Below are 21,519 nucleotides of genomic sequence, written 5' to 3' on the forward strand. Positions count from 1 at the left end.
GTGTTCTCAACCAGGAACTGGTAGCTGATCGTGTCGCCTACGGTGTACGGACCCGTCGAAGTCACGGACTTCACCAGCGACAGGCTCGGGTCCTGCGCGATCGGCGTATCGACCGGGCTCGGCGGCGTCGTCACCGGCGGCGGGGTCGGGTTCGTCGGCGTGGACGGCGGCGTGCCATCGGCAGTCGCGCTGTTGTGCACGTTGCCGGCATTCACGTCGGCCGCGGTCACGACATAGGTCGCGGTCGCGGTCGCGCTCTGGCCAGCATCCAGCACACCATCGGCGCCCGGCCACGCGTAAGTGATCGCGCTCAGGCCCGGCAGCGGGTCGGTGACCGACACGTTGGTCAGCGTCACGTCACCGGTGTTCGTCACGACGAACTGGTAGGTGATCGTGTCGCCTTCGGCATATGGACCGGCGGATGCCGCCGACTTCACCAGCGACAGGCCCGGCTCCTGCGTAATCGGGGTGTCCTCCTCATCCGGAGGACTGTCGATCGGCGGCGGGTTCGGGTTCGACGGCGTCGACGGCGGCGTGCCGCCCGCGATCGCGCTGTTATGCACGTTGCCGGAGTTCACGTCCGCGGCAGTCACGACATAGGTCGCCGTCGCGGTCACGCTCTGACCAGCGTCCAACACACCGGCGGCACCCGGCCACGCGTAAGTGATCGCGCTCAGACCCGGCAGCGGGTCGGTGACCGATACGCCTGTCAGCGTCACGTCGCCGGTGTTCGTCACCACGAACTGGTAGGTGATCGTGTCGCCTTCGGTGTACGGACCCGTCGAAGTCACCGACTTCGTGACTTCCAGGCTCGGATCCTGCGTGATCGGGGTGTCTTCCTCGTCCGGCGGGCTGTCGACCGGCGGCGGGTTCGGGTTCGACGGCGTCGACGGCGGCGTACCGCCTGCGATCGCGCTGTTGTGCACGTTGCCGGTGTTCACGTCGGCCGCGGTCACGGTATAGGTCGCGGTCGCAGTCACGCTCTGACCAGCGTCCAGCACACCGTCGGCACCTGGCCACGCGTAAGTGATCGCGCTCAGACCCGGCAGCGGGTCGGTGACCGACACGCCGGTCAGCGTCACGTTGCCGGTGTTCGTCACCACGAACTGATAGGTGATGACGTCGCCTTCCGTATACGGACCCGCCGAGGTCACCGACTTCGCCACTTCCAGGCCGGCATCCTGCGCCAGCGGAGTGGTTTCGGTGTCATCGTCCGTCACCGGATCCGGCGCCGGGCCGCCCGGAGGCGTCGGCGGCTGGCCGCTCGCGGTCGCGGTGTTCTCCACCTGGCCGGCGTCCACGTCGCCCGGCTGCACGGTGTACACGTTGTCCGTGCAGGTCAGGGTCTGCGTCGCACCCGGCGCCAGGGTCGCGATCACCGGGCAGTCCAGCGCGGGCAGCAGCGGGTCGCTCACCGACACGTTGGTCAGCGCCACGTTGCCCGTGTTCTCCACCGAGAACACATAGGTGATCGTGCTCTCGTCGGCCGAGAGCGTGCCGGTCTTCGTCAGCTCGAGCGAAGGCCGGTGCACGGGATGTTCGGTCGTACAGTCAACGCAGACCGGATCGGGGCCACCACCACCTTCGCCCGTCACGCTGTTACCGACGGTGTTGCCGGCATCCGCATCGACAGTCGCGACATAGGTGACGCTGTGCGAACCGACCGCGGCACCCGCAGGCAGGGTGAACACATGGATCGGCGCGTTGGCGCCGTTGTGGCTGAAGCCGCCCGGGCTGCTCACGCTGTCGAAGGTCAGGCCGGCGCCCAGCGTATCGCTCAGCACCACGGCGCTGGTGGTCGGTGCGTTGGCAACGGTGACGGTCAAGGTGTAGGACACCTGGGCGCCCGGCAGGACCGGGACGCCGCTGGCCGGGTCCGCGCTCTTTGCGACCGTCACCGACGGCGCGATTGGCAGGATCTCGCTGCAGCTGTTGCCCGCGGCCGCGCAGTCCACGCCGTCGACGGCCACCTGGTTCACGATCTCCGTGACCCCGTCCGCCAGCGGATCGTCCACCCTGACGACGAAGTCCAGGATCACCGAACTGCCCGGATTGATGGTCAGCTCTGCGGTATTGCTGCAGCTGTTGAGGTAGCAGGTGAAGTCATTGCCGGCCGCGACGACCTCGGTGTTGGCCGGGATGCCCTCGACCACCGCGCCCACCGGCACGATCGCCGTCTCGGTGTTGCTGATGTTGGTGACTTCAATCTGGTACGTGACGACGTCGCCAGGGGAGACCGCGACGCCGGAGGCCGCGGGCTGGCCATTGATCTGCGAAACGGTCTTGCCGACCGTCAGGTCGAACTGGGCCGGCCGGTTGGTGATCTCGCAGTCGATGTTGTCGCCGGGCTGTCCCGAATCGATGACGATCTGCGGCGGATTGGCCGGGTTATAGGCCTGGTCGATCAGGATGGGACCGCCCACGACCTGACACGTCACCCAGCGGCTGTACTGGCCGAGCACCGAGCTCGAGCCGGGTGCCATCACCTCTTCGAGTACCAGCCGGTTGCCCGGCATCGCCATGGCGCTGATCCAGGGCGATGTGGTCGTGGCGGCGGTCGTGGTGCCGGTGGCGACCTCGGTACCGACCGCGTTGCTGATCCGGTAGGCGAACTGGTCCTGCGGCGCAATCCGGCCTTCCGGCAGCATCTTGCGCAGGCGCACGCTGCCCCAGCGCACGCCAATCGCGAAGCCCTGTCCCGCATTCGAGTGGATCTGCGCCATCACCGTGAACGGTGCCGGCGAGTTCGGATCGCGATTCGCGGCCAGCACGACCGTGTTGGCATTGCCGTTACTTGTGCCGGTGAAACGCGCGCAATCGACGTAAGTGGACAGGCAGGCGGAGCTGGCCGGTGGCGTTGATCGCGAAACGTTGTTGCTCGCACTGTCGCCGAGCCATTCCATCACCACCCACGGCTGCCCACCCGAAACAACGCCAAAATCCATGTGTTCGGGATTGCTGTTCAGACGCTCGGCGTCGGCCATGATGATCTGGAACGGCAGATCGTTGATTTCCCGCCCGTCAGGCGCGAACAGACGTACGTCCTCCAAGGTCAGCACGACGCCATTGCCGCGCCCGTTCTCCGGCGTGTTCAAAGCCGCCGCGTTCGGCGTCAGGATCGTGTAATAGCCGGACGTGCCGCTGAAGTGCGAGCCGGTCCAGGCCGGTGCCTGCAGGACCCGCAGCCCGGGGTTGGCGTGCGTACCACCCGTTATCCGTGCGGTATACGTGATTCGCGAGCCATCCGGCAGGGCAACGTCGTAATCCCTGCTGGTTCCCGGCGTGCCTCCCGCGAGGTCCTGATTGACACTGCCGAACTGGAACCAGCAGATTTCGGCGACGTGTGCGCCGCTGGAGTTCGGGTTGGCCAGGCGGCAGTCGGACTGGATGGCCTGCGCATGGACGACGCCGGGCAGCAACAAGGCCAGCAGCATTCCCATGAACACCATGGCCCACGCGCGCGCCAGCGCACCACTCTTCGAACGATCGAAATTCACGCGTAGATCCCCTGCAGATTCATTTTTCCGGCACGTCGGCCGCACTCATTCCCGGAGGCGGTGCCGGGCTGGTCGACATCGACCGGCAAGCCCGCGCTGACCACCCCCCTCGCTCCAAAATTCGTTGAGCCCTGGGCACTTCAAGCCCCAACCCGGCAAGCAGAAACCGTGCCAAGCGTCACATATTTGCCAGCGCTGCTCACAACAAGACCGGTACGCAACTCACAGCATCGGCGCGCAAGCCCATCAAAACCGCATTCATATTAGCCAAATGCTGACTCGTCGCGTCACTCAACGCCTGCCTGTGGCCTATTCCGCCCCGATGTCGCATCCGCTCTTGCGCCACCTCGGCCCGCGAGCGGCCGGCCTTCACGGTTTTTTTCGCGCAGCTTCAAGGCCCGCGCGTACGGCGCACCAGCCCAAGCGGCTGTGCGGAAATGAGGCGGAAATGAGGCGGAAGGTTACATGCCGCTAAAGTGTGATTCACGCACGGTTTATTACGGATTCTCACCGCGCGTGAAGTTTGACCCTGGAGTACCGGCTGCCGTGCGCCGGGGGCCGCGACGCCGCTGTCGTCGTCACCCACGCAAGGGAAGGAAGTGCTCGGCGACCTGGCACCCCTGCTCCGCCAGGCGCCGGTGCGGAGATCACGCTGCACATGGAGCTTCCGCCGAGCCCGTGCCCGATCACCTTCGACCGCGCACAGCTCGGTCTGGCCATCCTCAACCTGGCCACCCCGGCGCCGACGCCGCGTCCTACCAGGCCAGCATGTAGCCCACGCCGCGCACCGTCTTCAGTGGCAGCCGGGTGCCGGTTTCCTGCAGGCACTTTTGCCGCAGCCGATGGACCAGCATTTCAAGCCGGTGCGGATCGAACTGGTGCACGTCCTCCACCAGGCCGCCGATCAGGGTCTCGCGCCGAACCGGCACCCCCTGCGAGGCGACCAGCAGCGAAACCACCTGCCTTTCGGCCAGGTTGAGCACCACCGCCGAACCGCAGGGCGCGACGATGTTCCAGCCCTGCGCACCCAAGCGCCATCCGTCTTCGTTTTCGTTTTCGTCTTCGGCGACTGCACCGGCACCGTCCGCCATCAGGCCACGGGCTGCCGGTACATCCCGGCCCGGACCGCGCGGACGGGTCCTCTGCGCCACGTTGCGCAGCGTCGCGACGAGTTCCTGCAGCTCCACCGGCTTGCCCAGGTAGGCATCCACTCCCGCCTCCAGCCCGCGCATGCGGTCGGCCGGGGAAACCCGTCCGCTCAGGATGACGATGCCCACCCCGGGCAGCGTGTCCCGCAGATGGCGGGCGATCTCCACCCCGCTGCCGTCCGGCAGGCCCACGTCGAGAAGCACCAGGTCGAAGCGCTCGGACAGAAGCGTCCGGTACAGCGCAAGCGCGCTGCCGAAGCCGACGGGAGTGAATCCGGAGTGCTTCAGCAGCGGGAGCAGGATCGCATCGCGGTATTCGGGATCGTCCTCAACCACTGCGATCGTCAGTGGTTCCATGGGCGCCACCTCGCATCCGGTGTCTTGCAGGCACCGCGCCGCATGACGTGACTGGTGGGCCGTGATGGATTCGAACCATCGACCAGCGGATTAAAAGTCCGATGCTCTACCGACTGAGCTAACGGCCCGGAGAGGAGCGGATTATGTCATGCCGTCCCCGTGGCCGCAGCGCCTGATCCCGGTCAATGCGCGGTGCAGGCGCGGCGGCCGACACTGTCGGCATGTCTTCCGACGCCGCGCATATCCCCGACCCCGACGGCATCGCCCGCCTTGTGCACGCGTTCTACGCGCGTGCGCGCACCGACTGGCTGCTCGGCCCGGTATTCGATGCGGCGGTGGATGACTGGGACGAGCACCTCGACACCCTGGTCCGCTTCTGGTGCTCGGTGCTGCTGCGCGCGGGTACGTACCGCGGCAATCCGATGGCCGCGCACCGCCCGTTGGGCGTGGACGACCAGCATTTCGCACGCTGGCTGGCGCTGTGGGACGCAACCGCGCGCGAGGTGCTTCCGAAGGCGCAGGCCCGGCACGTCTTCGAAACCGCCCAACGCATCGGCCGCTCGCTGCGCATCGGGCTGGAGATCGATCCGCTGCGCCGGCTGCGACGCGCCAGCGATGAACCCGCCTGCCTCCATCGCCGCAGCGGCGACAACGGCGACGCGGACCCGGACCCTCAGTCCAGGTAACGCGTGGTGTCCGTGGCCCCGGCGGCCGCGAAGCCCTCGGCCCGCAGCACGCAGGCATCGCAATGCCCGCAGGCGCGGCCGTCGTCGTCGGCGCGATAGCACGACACCGTCTGCGAGAAATCCACGCCCAGGCGCAGCCCTTCGCGCACGATGTCGCCCTTGGACAGATGCTGAAGCGGCGCATGCACGCGGATACCGGCCCCATCCACGCCGGCCTGCGTCGCGAGGTTGGCCAGGCGCTCGAACGCGTCGATAAACTCCGGCCGGCAGTCGGGATACCCGGAATAATCGACCGCGTTGACGCCGCAGAAGATGTCCGCCGCGCCCACCACTTCGGCCCAGCCCAGCGCGATTGACAGCATGATGGTGTTGCGGGCCGGCACGTAGGTGACCGGAATGCCGGCACTGCCAGCCTCGGGCACCTCGATATCGGCGGTCAGGGCCGAGCCGCCTATCGCGCGCAGGTCGACGCTGACCACCTTGTGCGCGACGGCGCCCTGGGACGCTGCCAGGGCGACAGCGGCTTCGAGCTCGGAGGTGTGGCGCTGGCCATAGGCCACGCTCAGCGCATGCACCGCGAAACCCTGTTCGCGGGCCAGGGCGAGGACGACGGCGGAATCCATGCCCCCGGAGACCAGTACGACTGCGTTGTTCAAGATGCGGACTCCGATGATCCGGTGATGCGACCCCGGGGCGATGCGTGCTGGCGCCTTGGCACGGACTTCACCGCCCGGGCTCGTCGTTCCAGAGGATCTTGTGCAGCTGCATCTGGAAGCGCACCGGCAGGCGGTCGGCAACGATCCAGTCGGCGAGCTGGCGCGCATCGACCTCGGACTTGCTCGGCGAGAACAGCACGTCGCAGCGCCGGTCCAGTGCATGGCGCGCCATCGCTTCCCGGGCCCACTCGTAGTCGGCGCGGCTGCAGATGACGAACTTGACCTGGTCATGCGGCGTCAGCAGGTCGACGTTCGACCAGAGGTTGCGTGCATCCTCGCCGGAGCCGGGCGTCTTGATGTCGAGCACGCGGGACACGCGGGGATCGACTTCGCCGATGTCCAGCGCGCCCGAGGTCTCCAGCGACACGACGTACCCGGCATCGCACAACCGCCGCAGCAGGCCGATGCAGCGCTTCTGCGCGAGGGGCTCGCCCCCCGTCACGCAGACATGGCGCACGCCGTGGGCGGCGACCTCGGCGAGGATGGCATCGACGTCATGCCATCGGCCGCCGTGGAACGCGTAGGCGGTGTCGCAGTAGGTGCAGCGCAGCGGGCAACCGGTCAGGCGCACGAATACCGTGGGCCAGCCGGCGTCGCGCGCCTCGCCCTGCAGCGACAGGAAAATCTCGGTGATGCGGAGCCGGTCCGGTGCCGCGACGCTGGTCGCGCCGGTCTCGGCGATAGGGGTACTCATGGCTTTCATTGTAACGCCCAGGCCGGCGCCGGCCTGGCGTCCGGCGCAGCGCTACGCGGGTTCAGCGCAGGCTGTTGAGCTGGATAGAGCGCAGCCTGTCGTCGGCGGTGCGGGCCGCGTCGGTGCCCGGGTACTGCTCGGTGACGCGGGCCAGGGTGGCCTCCGCGGCAACCAGGTCCCGCTGTCCGTACTGCGACAGGCCGATCTTCAGCAGCGAGCCAGGCGCCTTGTCGTGGGTCGGCCAGCGCTGGAGGATGCCCTCGAACTGCGCCTGCGCGCGCGCATAGTCCTGGGTCACGTAGTAACTCTCGCCCAGCCAATACGTGGCGTTGGGCGCGTAAGAGCCGGTCGGGTACAGGCGCAGGAACTCGTTGAACAGGTTCGCCGACTGTTCGTAGTCGCCTGCCCGCAGCGCGGCGAAGGCGGTTTCGTAGGCGCCGCGCTCGTCGGCGGCGTTGGCCAGCAGGCCGGCGTCGCCGAACACGATCGGGGCGCTCTCTGCGGGCGCCGTGGCCGGCGCGCGCGCAGCGGCCGCACCCGACGCACCGGATGCGCTTGCGGCCGGGGTGGCCGCGGCTGGCGCAGCGGCGCCGGCGTCCGTGGGCGCCCCGCCTTCGATCCGGCTCAAGCGGTCGTCCACGTCGAGGTACTGGTTGCGCATCGCGGTCTCGAGCGCCTGGTTCTGCTGCTGCAGCTCCTCGACCTGCCCACGCAGCGCACGCAGTTCGTTGCGCATCGCGGTGAGCTGGTTGAGAAGGTCGATGTTGCCCTGGTTGTTGGCGGCCTGCGATTCGAGCGCGGCCACGCGTTCACCCAGGCTGGCGCGCTGCGCGGCGGCGGGTGGCGCCACGAGTACCGCCGACACGGCGGCAACGAGGGCGAAGCTGGTCAGGAAATGGCTGCGGGTCATGGCCTTCGCATCTGATGTTCGGAGTTCATAAAGACAATCGGCAGCTGGCGGGGTTCCCGCCAGCTGCCGACGTGTTGCTGCCGTGCCGCCGATCAACGGGCGGTGTAGGTGATCTCCACCCGACGGTTCTGCGCCCAGCAATCCTCGCTCGAGGCGGTGCAGGTCGGGCGCTCTTCGCCGTAGCTGGTCACCGTCTGCTGGCCGTCGGACCCACCGTTGGCCTGCAGCGCGGACGACACACCGTTGCCGCGGCGCTCGCCGAGGCCAAGGTTGTAGTCACGGCTGCCGCGCTCGTCGGCATGGCCTTCAAGCGTGATGCGGGCCGAAGGACGGTCGCGCAGGTACTTCGCATGGCAGGCCATTGCCGCCTGGAATTCCGGACGCACCGACTCCTGGTCGAAATCGAAGTAGATGGTGCGCTGGCGCAGGCAGGCGTCGGTGTCCAGGTCCTCGGGACCGTAGGCACCCGGCGTGGTGGCCGGCTGAGTGGTGGTGGGGGTGGTCGGGGTGGTGTCGACCGGCACTTCTTCCTTGACCTTCTTGGAGCAGGCAACGGCAGCCGTGCAGAGCAGGGCCGTGAGCAGAACGCGGGTTGTGGTCTTCATCTCTCGTCGATCCTTCAGATGGGCAGTACTTCACATTGCTGTATCGGCCGTGCACGCGATGTCAGCGTTCGCGGTACGGTCCCCACGCCGGCTCGCGGACGTTACCGTCGGCAAGTACCAGCCGCTGGCGGACGCGTCCGTCGGCGGAAACGGCATACAGGACTCCCCTGCTGCCTTCCCTGCCCGCGTACAGCACCATGCTGGCGTTCGGGGCGAAGCTCGGCGATTCGTCGAGCGACCCTGGCGACAGCGTGGACCAGCGGGGCGTGCCTAGGCTGCGGTCCAGCAATGCAATACGGTATACGTTTCCTGAACCCTGCGCCACGGCGATCTTTTTATCGTCGAACGAGACCGTCGGGCTGGCGTTGTAATTGCCCTGGAACGTCGCCCGGGTCGCGCTGCCGCCGGTGGCCGGAACCTGGTAGACCTGCGGCCTTCCGCCACGGTCGGAGGTGAAGTAGATGCTGCGCCCGTCGGCGCTCCAGGTGGGCTCGGTATCGATGCCGATCTGGGTGGTCAACTGGGTCAGGGCCTTGCTGCCGAGATCCATCACGTAGATTTCCGGGCTGCCGCTGCGCGACAGGGTCAGCGCCAGTTTGCCGCCATCAGGCGAGAACGCCGGCGAACTGTTGATGCCGCGGAAGCTCGCCACCCGCTCGCGGGCACCGGTACCCAGGTCCTGGATGTAGATCGCCGAATTGTTGTTGTGTTCGAAGGAGACGTAGGCCAGCTTGCGGCCGTCGGGGCTCCAGTCGGGCGACATCAGCGGCTCGGTCGAGCGCACCACCACCTGCGGGCTGTGGCCGTCGGCGTCGGCGACCATCAGCGCGTAGTTGATGTTCTCGCCGGTGCCGGTGGAGGTCACGTAGGCGATGCGCGTCCAGAAAGCGCCGCGCACGCCCAGGATCTTCTCGTAGATGGCGTCGGCGATCTGGTGGCCGACATCGCGCATGGCGTTGGCGCGGCCGGTCATGGCCACGCCGAGCAGGCGCTCCTGCTTGGCGACATCGAACAGCTCGTATTCAACCCGGTAGGCGCCGCCGCCGGCATCGACCACGCGGCCGACCACGAGGAAGTCCTGCTTGAGCGTGCGCCAGGTGGCGTAGTCGACTTCGCCGCCGCGGGTCGGCCGGTCGACCATGTCCTGCTCGGGGAGGCCGCGGAACTGGCCGGAGCGCGCCAGGTCCTCGCGCACCACGCGCGCGACGTCGGTGTCCGGAGCCGCACCGGCGCCGAGGTAGGGCATCGGCACCACCGCGATCGGAAGCGCCTGGGCGTTGCCGCCGACGATGTCGATCTCGAGGCCGCCCTGCTGCGCGAAGGCGGCGAACGGCAGGAGGAGTGCAAGGCAGGCGACAAACCACGCACGCGTGGTGGCCGGCCGGCGATGGGATCGGGTCATGTAACAGGCTCCGGAAAGGACTGCGGGAGAGAGGGTGACAGCATGGCCGTGAAGGCGCTCACAAGGATGAACGGCGGGCTCAGCGATCCCGGGCTTCGAAGTTCAGGTTGAGGGTGCGGTTGAACACGCTTTCAAAACCGGCGTAAGGCAAGGGCTGCGCCTTGAGCACCGCGGCCTCGACCGATCGGCGGCCCAGGTCGTCGAAGGGGCAGGACGGCGAAACCTCGGCCCTGACGACCGTGCCGCCGCGTACCTGGGTGATCGTGATCCGGCACCGCTGTCCAAGTGGCACGTTGTCCGGCCGCGTCCAGTTGCTGAGGATCGCCTCCATGATCGCGGCCTGGTACTGCGCCTGCAGGCCGGCATCCACGCCTTCGTTGCCTGGCGGCGGGGTGCCGGCCGACGAGGCCTGTTCCGACGCCTGGTCCGCCCTGCTCTGCGCGATCCGCTCGAGCCTGCTCCGGGCTTCGCGCTGTTCACGCTGCGCCTGCTCCTGCTCGCGCCGGATCTCGGCCAGCTTCTCCTGTGCCAGCCGACGCTTTTGCTCGGCCTCTTCCTTGCGCTTGCGCTCGGTCAGGTCGATCTGCTCCTGGCGACGCTTTTCCTCCGCTTCGCGCTCCGCGGTTTCGCGCGCGATCGCATCGCGGCGCACTTCCTCCTGGTCCACGGGCGAAGGCTCCGGCACCTGGACCTGCGGCGTTGGCTGCTGCTCGATCGGCGCGTCTTCCGGCAGCGGCACCGGGATCGGCTGCGGCTCGGGCGCGGCATCTTCGACCACCACCGGCTCCGGCTCAGGCACCGGCTCACGCTCCGGCGGCAACGGCTCCGGCTCCGGCGGCGCCGGCTCGGGGCGGTTGCGCAGGGTCTGCTGCATCGCCGCCGACAGGTCGCCGACATCGATCAGCTCGGCGCTGATCGGTGAACCGGCGGCCGACGGCGGTGCCGCCTCCCGCGTCCACCACAGGCCCGCGAACATCAGCGCGAACAGGGCGGCGTGGAGCAGCACGGCCAGCACCACCGCGCGCGTGGTATCGGCGCGTTCCTCCCGCATCAGGGTGCGCCGCCCTGCCTGGGATCGCTCATCAGGCCGACGCGCTCCACGCCCGCGTTCTGCAGCAGCGCCATCGCGTCCATCACGTTCTGGTAGCTGCCGGCGCCGTCGGCGGCGACGAACACCGCAACGTCGGCGTTGTTTGCCACCAGCGCGCGCACCTTGGCGCTGAGCGTGGTCGGGTCCACGGCCTCGTTGCTGCCGGCTTCAACGGCAAGGAAATAGTTGCCGCCCGCATCCACGCTCACCACCACCGGATCCTTCTGCTCGGTGATCGACTTGGCATTGGATTCGGGCAGCTGCACGTCAACGCCCAGGTTCATCAGCGGCGCGGTGACCATGAAGATGATCAACAGCACCAGCATCACGTCGATGTAGGGCACGACGTTGATTTCGTTCTTGAGCTGGCGGCGCTTGCCGCGGCGGGACCGGACGGCCATGGATCAGTCCTCGCCGGCCGAGGACTGGCGCTCCAGGATCGAGGAAAACTCCTCGGAGAACGCGTCGTAGCGGCCGGCGACGCGCTCGACCTTGGTGGCGAAGCGGTTGTAGGCCCAGACCGCCGGGATCGCCGCGAACAGGCCCATGGCGGTCGCGATCAGCGCCTCGGAGATGCCGGGGGCGACGCTTGCGATGGTCGCTTCCTTGACGTTCACCAGCCCTTGGAACGCGATCATGATTCCCCAGACCGTGCCCAGCAGGCCGACGTAGGGCGCGATCGAGCCGACGTTGGCAAGGAACTCCAGGTTGTGCTCAAGCCCGTCGAGCTCCCGCGAGCTGGCCACGCGCATGCCGCGCTGCGCACCTTCCAGCTTGGCCCGGCTGTCGCCACCGCGGCGCTGGCCGCTGCGGCTGTACTCGCGGAAGCCGGCTTCGAAGATCGCCTCCAGGCCCTCGACCTCGCGGTTGCGCTCGCTGGCGGCGCTGTAGAGCTTGCCGAGGTCGGCACCGGACCAGAAACGCTCCTCGAAGCGGTCGGCCTCCTTCTCGGCGCGGTCGATCAGGCGCTTCTTGCGGAAAATGATCACCCACGAGGCGATCGAGGCGAACAGCAATACCAGCATGACCAGCTGCACCGGCAGCGACGCGTGCAGGATCAGGTGCAGCAGGTCCAGCTCGCCCCCGGTGGTCGGCACGGCTGCGGCCTGGGTGGCGGCGTCCGCGGCCAGCGCGGCGCTGTCCGCCGGCACGTCTTCCGGCAGGGGTTCGACGCTGCTCACCTGCATCAGGATGGCCGTTGCACTCATCAATCTTGCTCCGCGTTGGATTCGAGGGATTTGAACTGTTCGTACAGCTGGTCAGGCAGCGCCCGCGGCCGGAAGCTGCGCGCATCGATCGCCGCGACCCGCACCCGCGCCGACGCCAGCCGCTCGCCGTCGCGCCGCACCTCCTGTGCGAACTCCACGCTGGCCCGGCGCACCCGCGCCAGCGCCACGGTGACCTCGAGCGCGTCGTCCAGGCGTGCAGGCCAACGGAAGTCGAGCTCCATGTCACGCACCGCGAACACCAGGTCCCGGCCATCGATCATGGCCTGCTGCCCGTAGCCCAGGCTGCGCATCCATTCGCTGCGCGCGCGCTCCAGGAACGCCACGTACCGCGCGTGGTAGACCACGCCACCGGCATCGGTATCTTCCCAGTAGACGCGGGTCGGAAGGCTGAACAGAGGCATTACGGCGGTACTCACGGCAGGGGGATCGCGGGCGGCGTCGCTCAAAACAGGGTCTCGGCACCCGGGCCCGGCGGCTGCAGGCCGAGGTGGCGCCAGGCCTTGTGGGTCGCCATCCGGCCGCGGGCGGTGCGCACCAGGAAACCCTGTTGGATCAGGTAGGGTTCGATCACGTCCTCGAGCGTGCCGCGCTCTTCGCTCAGCGCCGCCGCCAGCGACTCGACGCCCACCGGGCCACCGTCGAAGTTCTCGATGATCAGGTTGAGCAACCGGCGGTCGAGGTTGTCGAAGCCCTCGGGATCGACCTTGAGCATCTCCATCGCCGCATCCGCGACCTCCTTGTCGATGTGGCCGGCGGCGCGGACCTGGGCGTAATCGCGCACCCGGCGCAGCAGGCGGTTGGCGATCCGAGGCGTGCCGCGCGAACGCCGCGCGATTTCGTCGGCGCCCTCGGGCGCGCAGTCGATGCCGAGGATCTGCGCCGAACGGCGCACGATCCGGGTCAACTCGGCGGCGCTGTAGAACTCCAGCCGCTGGACGATGCCGAAGCGGTCGCGCAGCGGCGCGGTCAGCAGGCCCGCGCGGGTGGTGGCGCCGATCAGGGTGAACGGCGGCAGGTCGAGCTTGATCGAGCGCGCCGCCGGGCCCTCGCCGATCATGATGTCGATCTGGAAGTCCTCCATCGCCGGGTACAGCACCTCCTCGACCACGGGCGACAGGCGGTGGATCTCGTCGATGAACAGCACGTCGTGCGGCTGCAGGTTGGTCAGGAGCGCGGCCAGGTCGCCGGCCTTCTCGATCACCGGGCCCGAGGTCGACCGCATGCTGACCCCGAGTTCGTTGGCGATCACGTGGCTGAGGGTGGTCTTGCCCAGGCCCGGCGGGCCGAAGATCAGCACGTGGTCCATGGCCTCGCCGCGGCGCTTGGCGGCCTCGATATAGATCGACATCTGCTCGCGCACCGGCTGCTGGCCGAGGTAGTCGGCAAGCCGCTGCGGCCTGATCGAGGCCTCGATGGCAGCGTCTTCCCGCGTGGCGTCGGGGGCGATGATGCGCTCTTCAGTCATGCGCCCATGTTCGCACGCTGCACCCCGGCGGGGCATCTGTGGAGCGGTCCGCGGGAGCTGCACCTGGGGGAACTCACTGGGGGAACTCACTGGGGGAGCTCACTTAGGGAGCTGCACTTGTGGGAGCGGCTATAGCCGCGATGCAGGCCGCTCCCACAGGTTGCAGCTCCCCTCAGATCTCGACCTGCGCCCCCAGCTCCACCAGGCGGTTGCCGGGAATGCGGAAGTAGGTGTTGGCCGGTGCCGCGTTGCGGTGCATGACCGCGAACAGCTTGTCGCGCCACACCGGCATGCCCACGTGGCGGCTCGCGACCACGGTCTCGCGGCTGACGAAGTACGTGGTGTCCATCGGATCGATGTCGAGCCCCTCGACATCGCAGCCGCGCATCAGCGCCAGCGGTACGTCCGGAATCTCCATGAAGCCGAAGCGCACCGTCACCCGGTAGAAGTCGTCGCCGATACCGTGCAGCTCCAGCCGCCGCTCGTGCGGTGCATAGGGCATCGACAGGGTTTCCGCGGTCAGGAACAAGTTGCGCTCGTGCAGCACCTTGTTGTGCTTGAGGTTGTGCATGAGGGCGTGCGGCACCACGCCCGGATCGCTGGTCATGAAGATCGCCGTGCCAGGCACACGCGCCGGCGGCGCCAGCATCAGGCCGGAGATGAAGGTGTCCAGGCGCAGGCCGCCCGCCTGGACACCTTCGCGCAGCAGCTCCTTTCCGCGCCGCCAGGTCCGCAGCATCGTGAACAGCACGATGCCCAGCACCAGCGGGAACCAGGCGCCCTGCAGGACCTTGGCGCCGTTGGCGACCACGAAGGCCAGGTCGATCAGCACGAAGCCAACGCAGCACGGCAGCACCCAGCGCCGCGCCTTCGGCCACAGCGCGCGGGCCACGATCGCCAGCAGCAGGGTGTCGATCAGCATCGTCATCGACACCGAGATGCCGTAGGCCGCCGCCAGCGAGGACGAGGTGCGGAAACTCAGCACCAGCGCGATCACGATCACCGCCATCGCCCAGTTGATCGCGGGGATATAGATCTGGCCGATGGTTTCGCTGGACGTGTGCATGATGCGCATGCGCGGGATGTAGCCGAGTTGCATGGCCTGGCGCGCAACCGAGAAGCCGCCGGTGATCACCGCCTGGGACGCGATCACCGTAGCCGCGGTGGCGAGCACCACCATCGGCCAGCGCCCCCACTCGGGCACGCCGATGAAGAACGGGTTGCGGATTGCGGCCGGGTCCTCGAGCACCAGCGCGCCCTGCCCCAGGTAGTTCAGCATCAGCGAGGGCAGCACGAACCAGTACCAGCCCAGGCGGATCGGGCGCGCACCGAAGTGGCCCATATCGGTATAGATGGCTTCGCCGCCGGTGACCGCCAGCACCACCGCGCCGAGGATGAACACCCCGCCCCAGCTGTGCTCGACGAAGAAGCGTCCCGCCCACCACGGGTTGATGGCTTTCAGCACCTCGGGCTCGTGCAGGATGTTGAGCACGCCCAGCGCGGCCAGCGATGCGAACCAGAGGATGGTGATCGGCCCGAATATGCGCCCGACCTTCTCGGTTCCAAAGCGCTGGGTGGCGAACAGCACCCCCAGCACCACCACGGTGATCGGCACGATCCAGTCGTCGAGCCCTGGCGCGACCACCTGCAGACCCTCGACCGCCGACAGCACCGAGATTGCCGGCGTGATCACCCCGTCGCCGAAGAACAGCGAGGCGCCGAACACCCCGAAAATGCCGACCAGGTACACCGATTTCGAACCCGGCTTCAGGCTGCGCTGGGCCAGCGCCATCAGCGCCATGATCCCGCCCTCGCCCTCGTTGTCGGCGCGCATGATGATGGTGACGTACTTGAAGGTCACCACCACCGTCAGCGCCCAGAAGATCAGCGACAGGATGCCGAGCACGGTGTCGTCGTTGGCGGTCAGTCCGTAGTGCGGGTTGAAGGCTTCGCGCAGGGTGTACAGCGGGCTGGTGCCGATGTCGCCGAAGACCACGCCGATCGCGCCGACCACGAGGCCCGTCAGGCCGATCTTGCCGTGGCCCGGATCGGACCCGCCTCCATTGCCGCCGCCGTGGTCGCGGCCTCCGCCACGCCTGCCCTGCGACGCAGCTGCGAGCTTGGTTGTACCTTCGGACATCGGATTTCCGTGGAGCGCCGGCTCAGCGAAGCGCGGACTGTAGCGCTTTTCGGATGATGGCTTCGGGTGAATCGCCCTCGACCAGCGCGGCGCGGGCCATGCGCTGGGCTTCGGCCGGCTTGTAGCCGAGCTGCTGCAGGGCGACCGTCGCCTCCGACAGCGGATCGGCGGGCACGCCGGCGCGTGGCAACGCCGTGGCACCGCCCATGATCGCCTCCGCGCGGTCGCGCAGTTCCACCACGATGCGCTCGGCGGTCTTCTTGCCGATGCCCGGGATCCGGGTCAGCGCGGTCACGTCGCCCGCCTGCACCAGGCGCGCGAACTCTTCGACGCTGGCCCCGGACAGGATTGCGAGCGCTATTTTCGCGCCGATGCCGCTGACCCGCTGCACATCGCGGAACAGCCGCCGCTCGGACTCGGTGCTGAAGCCGTACAGCGACACCGAATCCTCCTTCTGCGCGTAGTGCGTGAACAGCGAGACCTCCTTGCCCAGCACCGGCAGCTCGTAGAACGTGCTCATCGGCGCCTCCAGCTCGTAGCCGACGCCATTGACGTCCAGCACCAGCCACGGCGGCGACTTGTGCGCGAGCACCCCCCTGAGACGACCGATCATCTGCGACTCCAGGCCAGTTTTGCATCGATGCCCATCCGCTGCGCGCTGGCGCGGACGTGGGCGTGGGTGATGGCGATGGCCAGGGCATCGGCGGCATCGGCCTGCAGTCGCCCCTTGAGGCCCAGCATGGCGCCGACCATGTGTTGAACCTGGGTCTTGTCGGCGGCACCGCTGCCGACCAGGGCCAGCTTCACCTGGCGTGCGCCGTACTCGCTCACCGGCAGGTCGTGCATGACCACCGCGCAGATCGCCGCGCCGCGCGCCTGGCCGAGCTTGAGCGCCGAGTCCGCGTTCTTCGACACGAACACCTGCTCGATCGCCACTTCGTCCGGGCGATGCTCCTCGATCACGGCGCGCAGCCCGTCCAGCAGCCTGCGCAGCCGCAGCGGCAGGTCGCCGGGCGCGGCCGCTGCGCGAGCAAGCAGGTCCAGCGGCGCGTGGAACACGTGCGTGCAGCGGCCGGCGGCGTCGACGTCGATGATGCCGACGCCGGTGCGCTGCGAGCCCGGGTCAATGCCGAGGATCCTGGTCACGGACGACAGCTTACGCGTATGCGTCGTCGCCGAGCTCGGCGTTGGAGTACACGGCCTGCACGTCGTCGATGTCTTCCAACCACGCCAGCAGCTTGACCACCTGCTGCGCGGTATCACCCTCGACCGCCACGTCGTTGTCGGCGCGCATCGTGACCTCGGCATGCTCCGCCGCGACCCCGGCGGCGGCCATGGCGTCGCGCACGGCGCTGAAATCCTCGGGACTGGTGAGCACGTCGATGGCGCCGTCGTCGGGGTAGACCACGACGTCGTCGGCGCCGGCCTCGATGGCCGCGTTGGTAACGGCGTCCTCGTCCGCGCCCGCGCCATAGCGGAGGATGCCCTGCTTGCGGAACATGAAGGCCACCGAGCCGTCGGTGCCGAGGTTGCCGCCGAACTTGCCGAAGGCGTGGCGCACGTCGGCGACGGTGCGGACCTTGTTGTCGGTGAGGCAGTCGACGATCACGGCGACGCCGCCGGGGGCATAGCCTTCGTAGCGGATCTCTTCGTAGTCGACGCCTTCGAGCTCACCGGTGGCCTTCTTGACGGCACGTTCGATGACTTCCTTGGTCATGTTGGCGGCAAGCGCCTTGTCGATGCCGCTGCGCAGGCGCGGGTTTCCCCCGGGGTCTCCACCGCCGGCGCGCGCGGCGACGGAGATCTCACGGATCAGTTTGGTGAAGGCCTTCCCGCGACGCGCATCCTCGGCGTTCTTGCGGGTTTCGATGGAGGGACCCCTGCCCATGCGTATTACCCATCCTGGAAGTGACTGCAACGCCCGATTTTACCCCTTTCCCGACTCGCCGAAGGCGCGCGGTACGGCGGGTCGCGACCTCTCGCCGAAGCCGCGCGGTACGGCAGGTCGGTGGGTACTCCGTGGGCTGTCCCGCTGCGCGGGCCTTTATGCCCACTACGCACCCCCCAACCCGCCTTGCAGCGCCTTCCCGCAGCCCGCCGGAAAATCAAAGGCGCGACGCTCCTGCCCTTCCCACATCCCACCGCGCTGATTGCAGCGGAGGGTGGGCGGGCATTCCGCCGGCAATAAGGAGCAGCTCCACCGCGACGCCGGCGGAATGCCCGCCCACCCTCTGCCCCTGCCAAGCCAAGGCCACCGCGACGCCGGCGGAGTACCCGCCCACCCTCCGCCCCCCGCCAAACCCACACGTCAGCCAGGGAACCGCCCATTCCTGAGAAAGCCAACCGCCTGCCGCGCAGCTTCGGCAGAAAACAGCAGGCCACTGTGCGAGGCGGCGACAACGACGTGGTCTGCGAGTCCGGGGACACGGGTTTCGTCCATTGCCACGGTGCCGTCGTGGGCGCCTTCGAAGCGCGCGACCAGGGCGCCGAGGCCGCGTGGTCGGTCGCCGGCGATCATGCCCACCTCAACGCCGTCGGGCAGCGTCGTGCAGCCGCGGCGCAGGAGGGCCGCGCTGCGACCGAGGTAGAGCGCGGTCAGGGCCTGGCGCGAGAGGCGCCTGGCCGCGCCGCTGCCGCACAGCGGCGTGGCGAGGCAGACCACCCGCGCTACCGGCAGCGATGGCTCCGCGCGCACTGCTTCGAGCGCCATCAGGCCGCCGAGGCTGTGGGCCACGATGTGGGTCGGTGGCCCGTCGCGGAGGCGGTCGCGCACGGTCGCGACGGCGGCATCGGTGCTGCCGACGATGCTGCGGTAGCCGAGGATCGCGGTCGTGCAGCCGGCGGCGCGCAGGCGCGAGGCGAAGCGCCGCATGACCAGGGGCGGCATCCACAGGCCGTGGAGCAGGAGGACGTGGCGGACGGCCGGTGCTCCCGCGGGTTCGGCCGCGGCTGGTTCAGGAACCATCGGAGCGGCCGTCGCGGCCGTGGCCGCTCCCACGGGCGGCCGGGGAATCCGGCGCCGGGGTGCCGGAAGGAGCCGGCGTATCCGAGGGGACCGCCGCGAAAGACCCCGGCGCGATACGGCGCAGGATGAACTCGCGGTCCAGGACGCGGCCAACGGGAAACAGGTATTCGCCCACGGCTTCGAAACCGCGGCGCGCGTAGAAGCGCTGGGCACCGAAGTTTTCCGACCATACGCCGATCCACAGCGCGCACGGTCCGTTGCGTTGCAGCCAGTCCATGGCGGTGTCGAACATGCGCGCGCCCCAGCCGCCGTTCTGGTGCGTGGCCATCAGGTACAGGCGCTTGAGTTCGCCATCGCCGGGAGCGACATCGGGGTGCGGCAGGCCGCAGGGCCCGGCGGCGGCGTGGCCGACGGCTTCGCCTTCGTCCTCCAGCAGCCAGACCGCGTAGTCGGGGTGCGAGAGGATCACGCGCTGGCGGCCGACCGCATAGGCCTCGTCGATGAAGGCCTGCAGGTCTTCGGGCGGATAGAGATGACCGAAGGTTTCGGTGAAGCTGCGGGCAGCCAGGCTGGACAGCGTCGCGGCGTCTTCGGGGGTGGCTCGGCGGATGGTCGGGGCCATGTCGTGTTCTTTACCTGCACCTGTACTTGCAACCGTCTGGATGGTGGGTCGCAGTTATGGCTGCTCCTACGAGTGGGGTGGGTCGCAGCTGTAGCTGCTCCTACGGGCGGACGGAGATGTGCACTTCGCGCAGCTGCGCGTCGTCGATCGGTGACGGGGCACCGGTCATGGGGCACTGGGCGCCGGTGGTCTTCGGGAAGGCGATGACGTCGCGGATCGACTCGGTGCCCGCCATCAGCGCGGCGATGCGGTCGATGCCGAAGGCGATGCCGCCGTGCGGCGGCGCGCCGTACTTCAGCGCGTCGAGCAGGAAGCCGAACTTGGCCTCCGCCTCCTCCGCGCCGATACCCAGCAGCTCGAACACCGCCGACTGCATCTGCGGCCGATGGATGCGGATCGATCCGCCGCCGATCTCGTTGCCGTTGAGCACCATGTCGTAGCCGCGGCTGGTGGCGGTGCGGGCATTGGCGCGCAGGTCGTCGACGTCGTCCACTGCCGGTGCGGTGAAGGGATGGTGCAGGGCCACATAGCGCTGCGCCTCGTCGTCCCACTCGAACATCGGGAAGTCCGTGACCCACAGCGGCTTCCAGCCATCCTCGACCAAGCCGAAGTCCTTGCCGGCCTTCAGCCGCACCGCGCCCATGAAGTCGCTGACGGTGTTGTACGCGCCGGCGCCGAAGAACACGATGTCGCCCTTGCCGGCGCCCACGTGCGCGAGCAGCGCCGCGAACGCGGCCTCGTCGAAGAACTTGGCCACCGGCGAATTCACCGCACCGTCCTCGCCCAGCTTGGCGTAGGCCAGGCCCTTGGCGCCGTACTTCGCGGCGTGCGCGGCGTACTCGTCGATCTGCTTGCGCGAGAGCGACGCGCCACCCGGGATGCGCAGCGCGCACACACGCATGCCGTCGACGCCGGCAACGTCGGTGAACACCTTGAACTGCGAATCCTTCACCAGCTCGTCGACATCCACCAGCTCCAGCGCGATGCGCAGGTCCGGCTTGTCGGAGCCGTAGCGGCGCATGGCCTCGTGCCAGGTCATGCGCGGGAACGCGCCCAGCTCGACGTCCATCACCTCGCGGAATACGTCCTGCATCATCTGCTCGACCGTGCCCTGCACCGCGGCTTCGTCCACCCAGGCGAACTCGATGTCGAGCTGGGTGAATTCCAGCTGGCGGTCGGCGCGCAGGGCCTCGTCGCGGAAGCAGCGCGCGACCTGGTAGTAGCGGTCGAAGCCGGCCACCATCAGGATCTGCTTGAACAGCTGCGGGCTCTGCGGCAGCGCGTAGAACTCACCGGCGTGCATGCGCGCCGGCACCAGGAAGTCGCGTGCGCCCTCGGGCGTCGCGCGCGTCAGGATCGGCGTCTCGATGTCCTGGAAGTCGCGCGCGTCCAGCCAGCGGCGCAGCGCGGCCACGAGCTTCGTGCGCGTGCGCATGCGGCGCTGCATCTCCGGCGTACGCAGGTCCAGATAGCGATGCTTGAGGCGGATGTCCTCGCCCGGGTTCTCGTGGGCGTGGAAGGGCAGCGGCTCGGCCTTGTTCAGCACCTCGATCGCGGTCGCCACCACTTCCACCTGGCCGGTGGGGATCTTCGGGTTCACCGACTGGCGGCGGCGCACGGTGCCGGTCACGCGCAGGCAGTCCTCGTAGCCGACTTTCGCCCCGGTCGCGACCACGCCGGCGTTGCCTTCGGCGTCCGACGGTTCGGCCACGACCTGGACGATGCCCTCGTGGTCGCGCAGGTCGATGAAGCACAGGCCGCCGAGGTCGCGGGCGACGTCGGCCCAGCCGCAGAGGGTGACGGTCTGGCCGACCATCGACTCGTCGATCAGGCCGCAGAAATGGGTGCGCATGTGGACTCCGGACGCGGGAAACGGGCCGCCTGACAGGCGGAGCCGCCTAGTTTAACTGTGGGAGCGGCCATGGCCGCGATTGGCTGCGGAGAACCCTTCGCCGCTATAGCGGCTCCCACAAAAGCAGGAGTCACGCCGGAG

19 protein-coding genes, 1 tRNA gene and 1 pseudogene are annotated in these 21,519 nt (G+C 68.5%); 1 reads left to right on the forward strand and 20 read right to left on the reverse strand.

The features are described 5' to 3' along the window. The 3 genes from ACW7G5_RS12855 to ACW7G5_RS12865 all read right to left on the reverse strand — a co-directional run. The coding region (locus tag ACW7G5_RS12855) for a DUF7507 domain-containing protein (RefSeq protein WP_457005120.1) at positions 1-3,497 on the reverse strand (3,497 nt) is incomplete at its 3' end. A 755-nt stretch (positions 3,498-4,252) separates the two neighbouring features. Beyond that, complete coding sequence (locus ACW7G5_RS12860) at positions 4,253-5,002, reverse strand: response regulator transcription factor (RefSeq protein WP_457005122.1); 750 nt, start codon at positions 5,000-5,002, stop codon at positions 4,253-4,255. A gap of 52 nt (positions 5,003-5,054) precedes the next feature. Beyond that, positions 5,055-5,130 (reverse strand) — tRNA-Lys (locus tag ACW7G5_RS12865). Between the two features lie 93 nt (positions 5,131-5,223). On the opposite strand from ACW7G5_RS12865, the gene ACW7G5_RS12870 reads away from it, so the two are divergent. Then, positions 5,224-5,688 carry a group III truncated hemoglobin gene (locus tag ACW7G5_RS12870; protein WP_457005124.1) on the forward strand — a complete coding sequence of 155 codons (465 nt, stop codon included), beginning with the start codon at positions 5,224-5,226 and terminating at the stop codon, positions 5,686-5,688. Here ACW7G5_RS12870 and queC read toward each other — a convergent pair. The 17 genes and pseudogenes from queC to aspS all read right to left on the reverse strand — a co-directional run bounded on the left by queC (position 5,676) and on the right by aspS (position 21,378). Further along, on the reverse strand, positions 5,676-6,344 hold the full coding sequence (gene queC / locus ACW7G5_RS12875; RefSeq protein ID WP_457005126.1) for a 7-cyano-7-deazaguanine synthase QueC: 669 nt from the start codon (positions 6,342-6,344) through the stop codon (positions 5,676-5,678). The two genes, ACW7G5_RS12870 and queC, sit on opposite strands and share 13 nt — an antisense overlap. A gap of 67 nt (positions 6,345-6,411) precedes the next feature. Further along, complete coding sequence (gene queE, locus ACW7G5_RS12880; RefSeq protein ID WP_457005128.1) at positions 6,412-7,098, reverse strand: 7-carboxy-7-deazaguanine synthase QueE; 687 nt, start codon at positions 7,096-7,098, stop codon at positions 6,412-6,414. A 61-nt stretch (positions 7,099-7,159) separates the two neighbouring features. After that, on the reverse strand, positions 7,160-8,008 hold the full coding sequence (ybgF, locus tag ACW7G5_RS12885; protein ID WP_457005130.1) for a tol-pal system protein YbgF: 849 nt from the start codon (positions 8,006-8,008) through the stop codon (positions 7,160-7,162). 92 nt (positions 8,009-8,100) lie between these two features. After that, positions 8,101-8,613 carry a peptidoglycan-associated lipoprotein Pal gene (gene pal / locus ACW7G5_RS12890; RefSeq protein ID WP_457005132.1) on the reverse strand — a complete coding sequence of 171 codons (513 nt, stop codon included), beginning with the start codon at positions 8,611-8,613 and terminating at the stop codon, positions 8,101-8,103. A 61-nt stretch (positions 8,614-8,674) separates the two neighbouring features. Next, complete coding sequence (tolB, locus tag ACW7G5_RS12895; protein ID WP_457005134.1) at positions 8,675-10,015, reverse strand: Tol-Pal system beta propeller repeat protein TolB; 1,341 nt, start codon at positions 10,013-10,015, stop codon at positions 8,675-8,677. A gap of 79 nt (positions 10,016-10,094) precedes the next feature. Continuing rightward, the gene (locus ACW7G5_RS12900; RefSeq protein ID WP_457005136.1) at positions 10,095-11,066 is read right to left on the reverse strand and encodes a cell envelope integrity protein TolA; all 972 of its coding nucleotides are present in this window, start codon (positions 11,064-11,066) and stop codon (positions 10,095-10,097) included. Then, complete coding sequence (gene tolR, locus ACW7G5_RS12905) at positions 11,066-11,506, reverse strand: protein TolR (protein WP_343279152.1); 441 nt, start codon at positions 11,504-11,506, stop codon at positions 11,066-11,068. Before tolR ends, ACW7G5_RS12900 begins: the two co-directional genes overlap by 1 nt. A gap of 3 nt (positions 11,507-11,509) precedes the next feature. Further along, on the reverse strand, positions 11,510-12,316 hold the full coding sequence (gene tolQ, locus ACW7G5_RS12910) for a protein TolQ (protein ID WP_457005138.1): 807 nt from the start codon (positions 12,314-12,316) through the stop codon (positions 11,510-11,512). Continuing rightward, complete coding sequence (ybgC, locus tag ACW7G5_RS12915; RefSeq protein WP_457005426.1) at positions 12,313-12,735, reverse strand: tol-pal system-associated acyl-CoA thioesterase; 423 nt, start codon at positions 12,733-12,735, stop codon at positions 12,313-12,315. Before ybgC ends, tolQ begins: the two co-directional genes overlap by 4 nt. Before the next feature lie 41 nt (positions 12,736-12,776). Continuing rightward, entirely contained in the window at positions 12,777-13,799 is a 1,023-nt protein-coding gene (gene ruvB / locus ACW7G5_RS12920; protein WP_457005140.1) for a Holliday junction branch migration DNA helicase RuvB, read from the reverse strand. A gap of 172 nt (positions 13,800-13,971) precedes the next feature. After that, positions 13,972-15,939, reverse strand: a complete 1,968-nt coding sequence (locus ACW7G5_RS12925) for a potassium transporter Kup (RefSeq protein ID WP_457005142.1) — start codon at positions 15,937-15,939, stop codon at positions 13,972-13,974. 22 nt (positions 15,940-15,961) lie between these two features. Further along, the gene (gene ruvA, locus ACW7G5_RS12930; RefSeq protein WP_457005144.1) at positions 15,962-16,552 is read right to left on the reverse strand and encodes a Holliday junction branch migration protein RuvA; all 591 of its coding nucleotides are present in this window, start codon (positions 16,550-16,552) and stop codon (positions 15,962-15,964) included. Continuing rightward, positions 16,549-17,085 (reverse strand): crossover junction endodeoxyribonuclease RuvC, encoded by a 537-nt coding sequence (gene ruvC / locus ACW7G5_RS12935; protein ID WP_457005146.1) that lies wholly within the window; start codon positions 17,083-17,085, stop codon positions 16,549-16,551. The genes ruvA and ruvC overlap by 4 nt, the downstream gene beginning before the upstream one ends. A 10-nt stretch (positions 17,086-17,095) precedes the next feature. Beyond that, on the reverse strand, positions 17,096-17,827 hold the full coding sequence (locus ACW7G5_RS12940) for a YebC/PmpR family DNA-binding transcriptional regulator (protein ID WP_457005148.1): 732 nt from the start codon (positions 17,825-17,827) through the stop codon (positions 17,096-17,098). 420 nt (positions 17,828-18,247) lie between these two features. Then, positions 18,248-18,904 (reverse strand): esterase/lipase family protein, encoded by a 657-nt coding sequence (locus tag ACW7G5_RS12945; protein ID WP_457005150.1) that lies wholly within the window; start codon positions 18,902-18,904, stop codon positions 18,248-18,250. Between the two features lie 115 nt (positions 18,905-19,019). After that, positions 19,020-19,526, reverse strand: a pseudogene (locus ACW7G5_RS12950) (N-acetyltransferase family protein); the annotation flags it as partial. Between the two features lie 100 nt (positions 19,527-19,626). Beyond that, positions 19,627-21,378, reverse strand: coding sequence for an aspartate--tRNA ligase (gene aspS / locus ACW7G5_RS12955; RefSeq protein WP_457005152.1), 1,752 nt, complete (start codon positions 21,376-21,378; stop codon positions 19,627-19,629). Positions 21,379-21,519: the final 141 nt, after the last annotated feature.

This window comes from Luteimonas sp. A501, assembly GCF_054052085.1.

Bases quoted from the DNA above. Each gene is read 5' to 3' on its own strand.
- ybgC (WP_457005426.1), bottom strand. From the start codon at position 12,735: ATGCCTCTGTTCAGCCTTCCGACCCGCGTCTACTGGGAAGATACCGAT.
- ACW7G5_RS12860 (WP_457005122.1), bottom strand. From the start codon at position 5,002: ATGGAACCACTGACGATCGCAGTGGTTGAGGACGATCCCGAATACCGC.
- ruvA (WP_457005144.1), bottom strand. From the start codon at position 16,552: ATGATCGGTCGTCTCAGGGGGGTGCTCGCGCACAAGTCGCCGCCGTGG.
- tolB (WP_457005134.1), bottom strand. From the start codon at position 10,015: ATGACCCGATCCCATCGCCGGCCGGCCACCACGCGTGCGTGGTTTGTC.
- ACW7G5_RS12940 (WP_457005148.1), bottom strand. From the start codon at position 17,827: ATGGGCAGGGGTCCCTCCATCGAAACCCGCAAGAACGCCGAGGATGCG.
- ACW7G5_RS12870 (WP_457005124.1), top strand. From the start codon at position 5,224: ATGTCTTCCGACGCCGCGCATATCCCCGACCCCGACGGCATCGCCCGC.
- ruvB (WP_457005140.1), bottom strand. From the start codon at position 13,799: ATGACTGAAGAGCGCATCATCGCCCCCGACGCCACGCGGGAAGACGCT.
- ybgF (WP_457005130.1), bottom strand. From the start codon at position 8,008: ATGACCCGCAGCCATTTCCTGACCAGCTTCGCCCTCGTTGCCGCCGTG.
- pal (WP_457005132.1), bottom strand. From the start codon at position 8,613: ATGAAGACCACAACCCGCGTTCTGCTCACGGCCCTGCTCTGCACGGCT.
- ACW7G5_RS12925 (WP_457005142.1), bottom strand. From the start codon at position 15,939: ATGTCCGAAGGTACAACCAAGCTCGCAGCTGCGTCGCAGGGCAGGCGT.
- ACW7G5_RS12945 (WP_457005150.1), bottom strand. From the start codon at position 18,904: ATGGTTCCTGAACCAGCCGCGGCCGAACCCGCGGGAGCACCGGCCGTC.
- aspS (WP_457005152.1), bottom strand. From the start codon at position 21,378: ATGCGCACCCATTTCTGCGGCCTGATCGACGAGTCGATGGTCGGCCAG.
- queE (WP_457005128.1), bottom strand. From the start codon at position 7,098: ATGAGTACCCCTATCGCCGAGACCGGCGCGACCAGCGTCGCGGCACCG.
- ACW7G5_RS12900 (WP_457005136.1), bottom strand. From the start codon at position 11,066: ATGCGGGAGGAACGCGCCGATACCACGCGCGCGGTGGTGCTGGCCGTG.
- tolR (WP_343279152.1), bottom strand. From the start codon at position 11,506: ATGGCCGTCCGGTCCCGCCGCGGCAAGCGCCGCCAGCTCAAGAACGAA.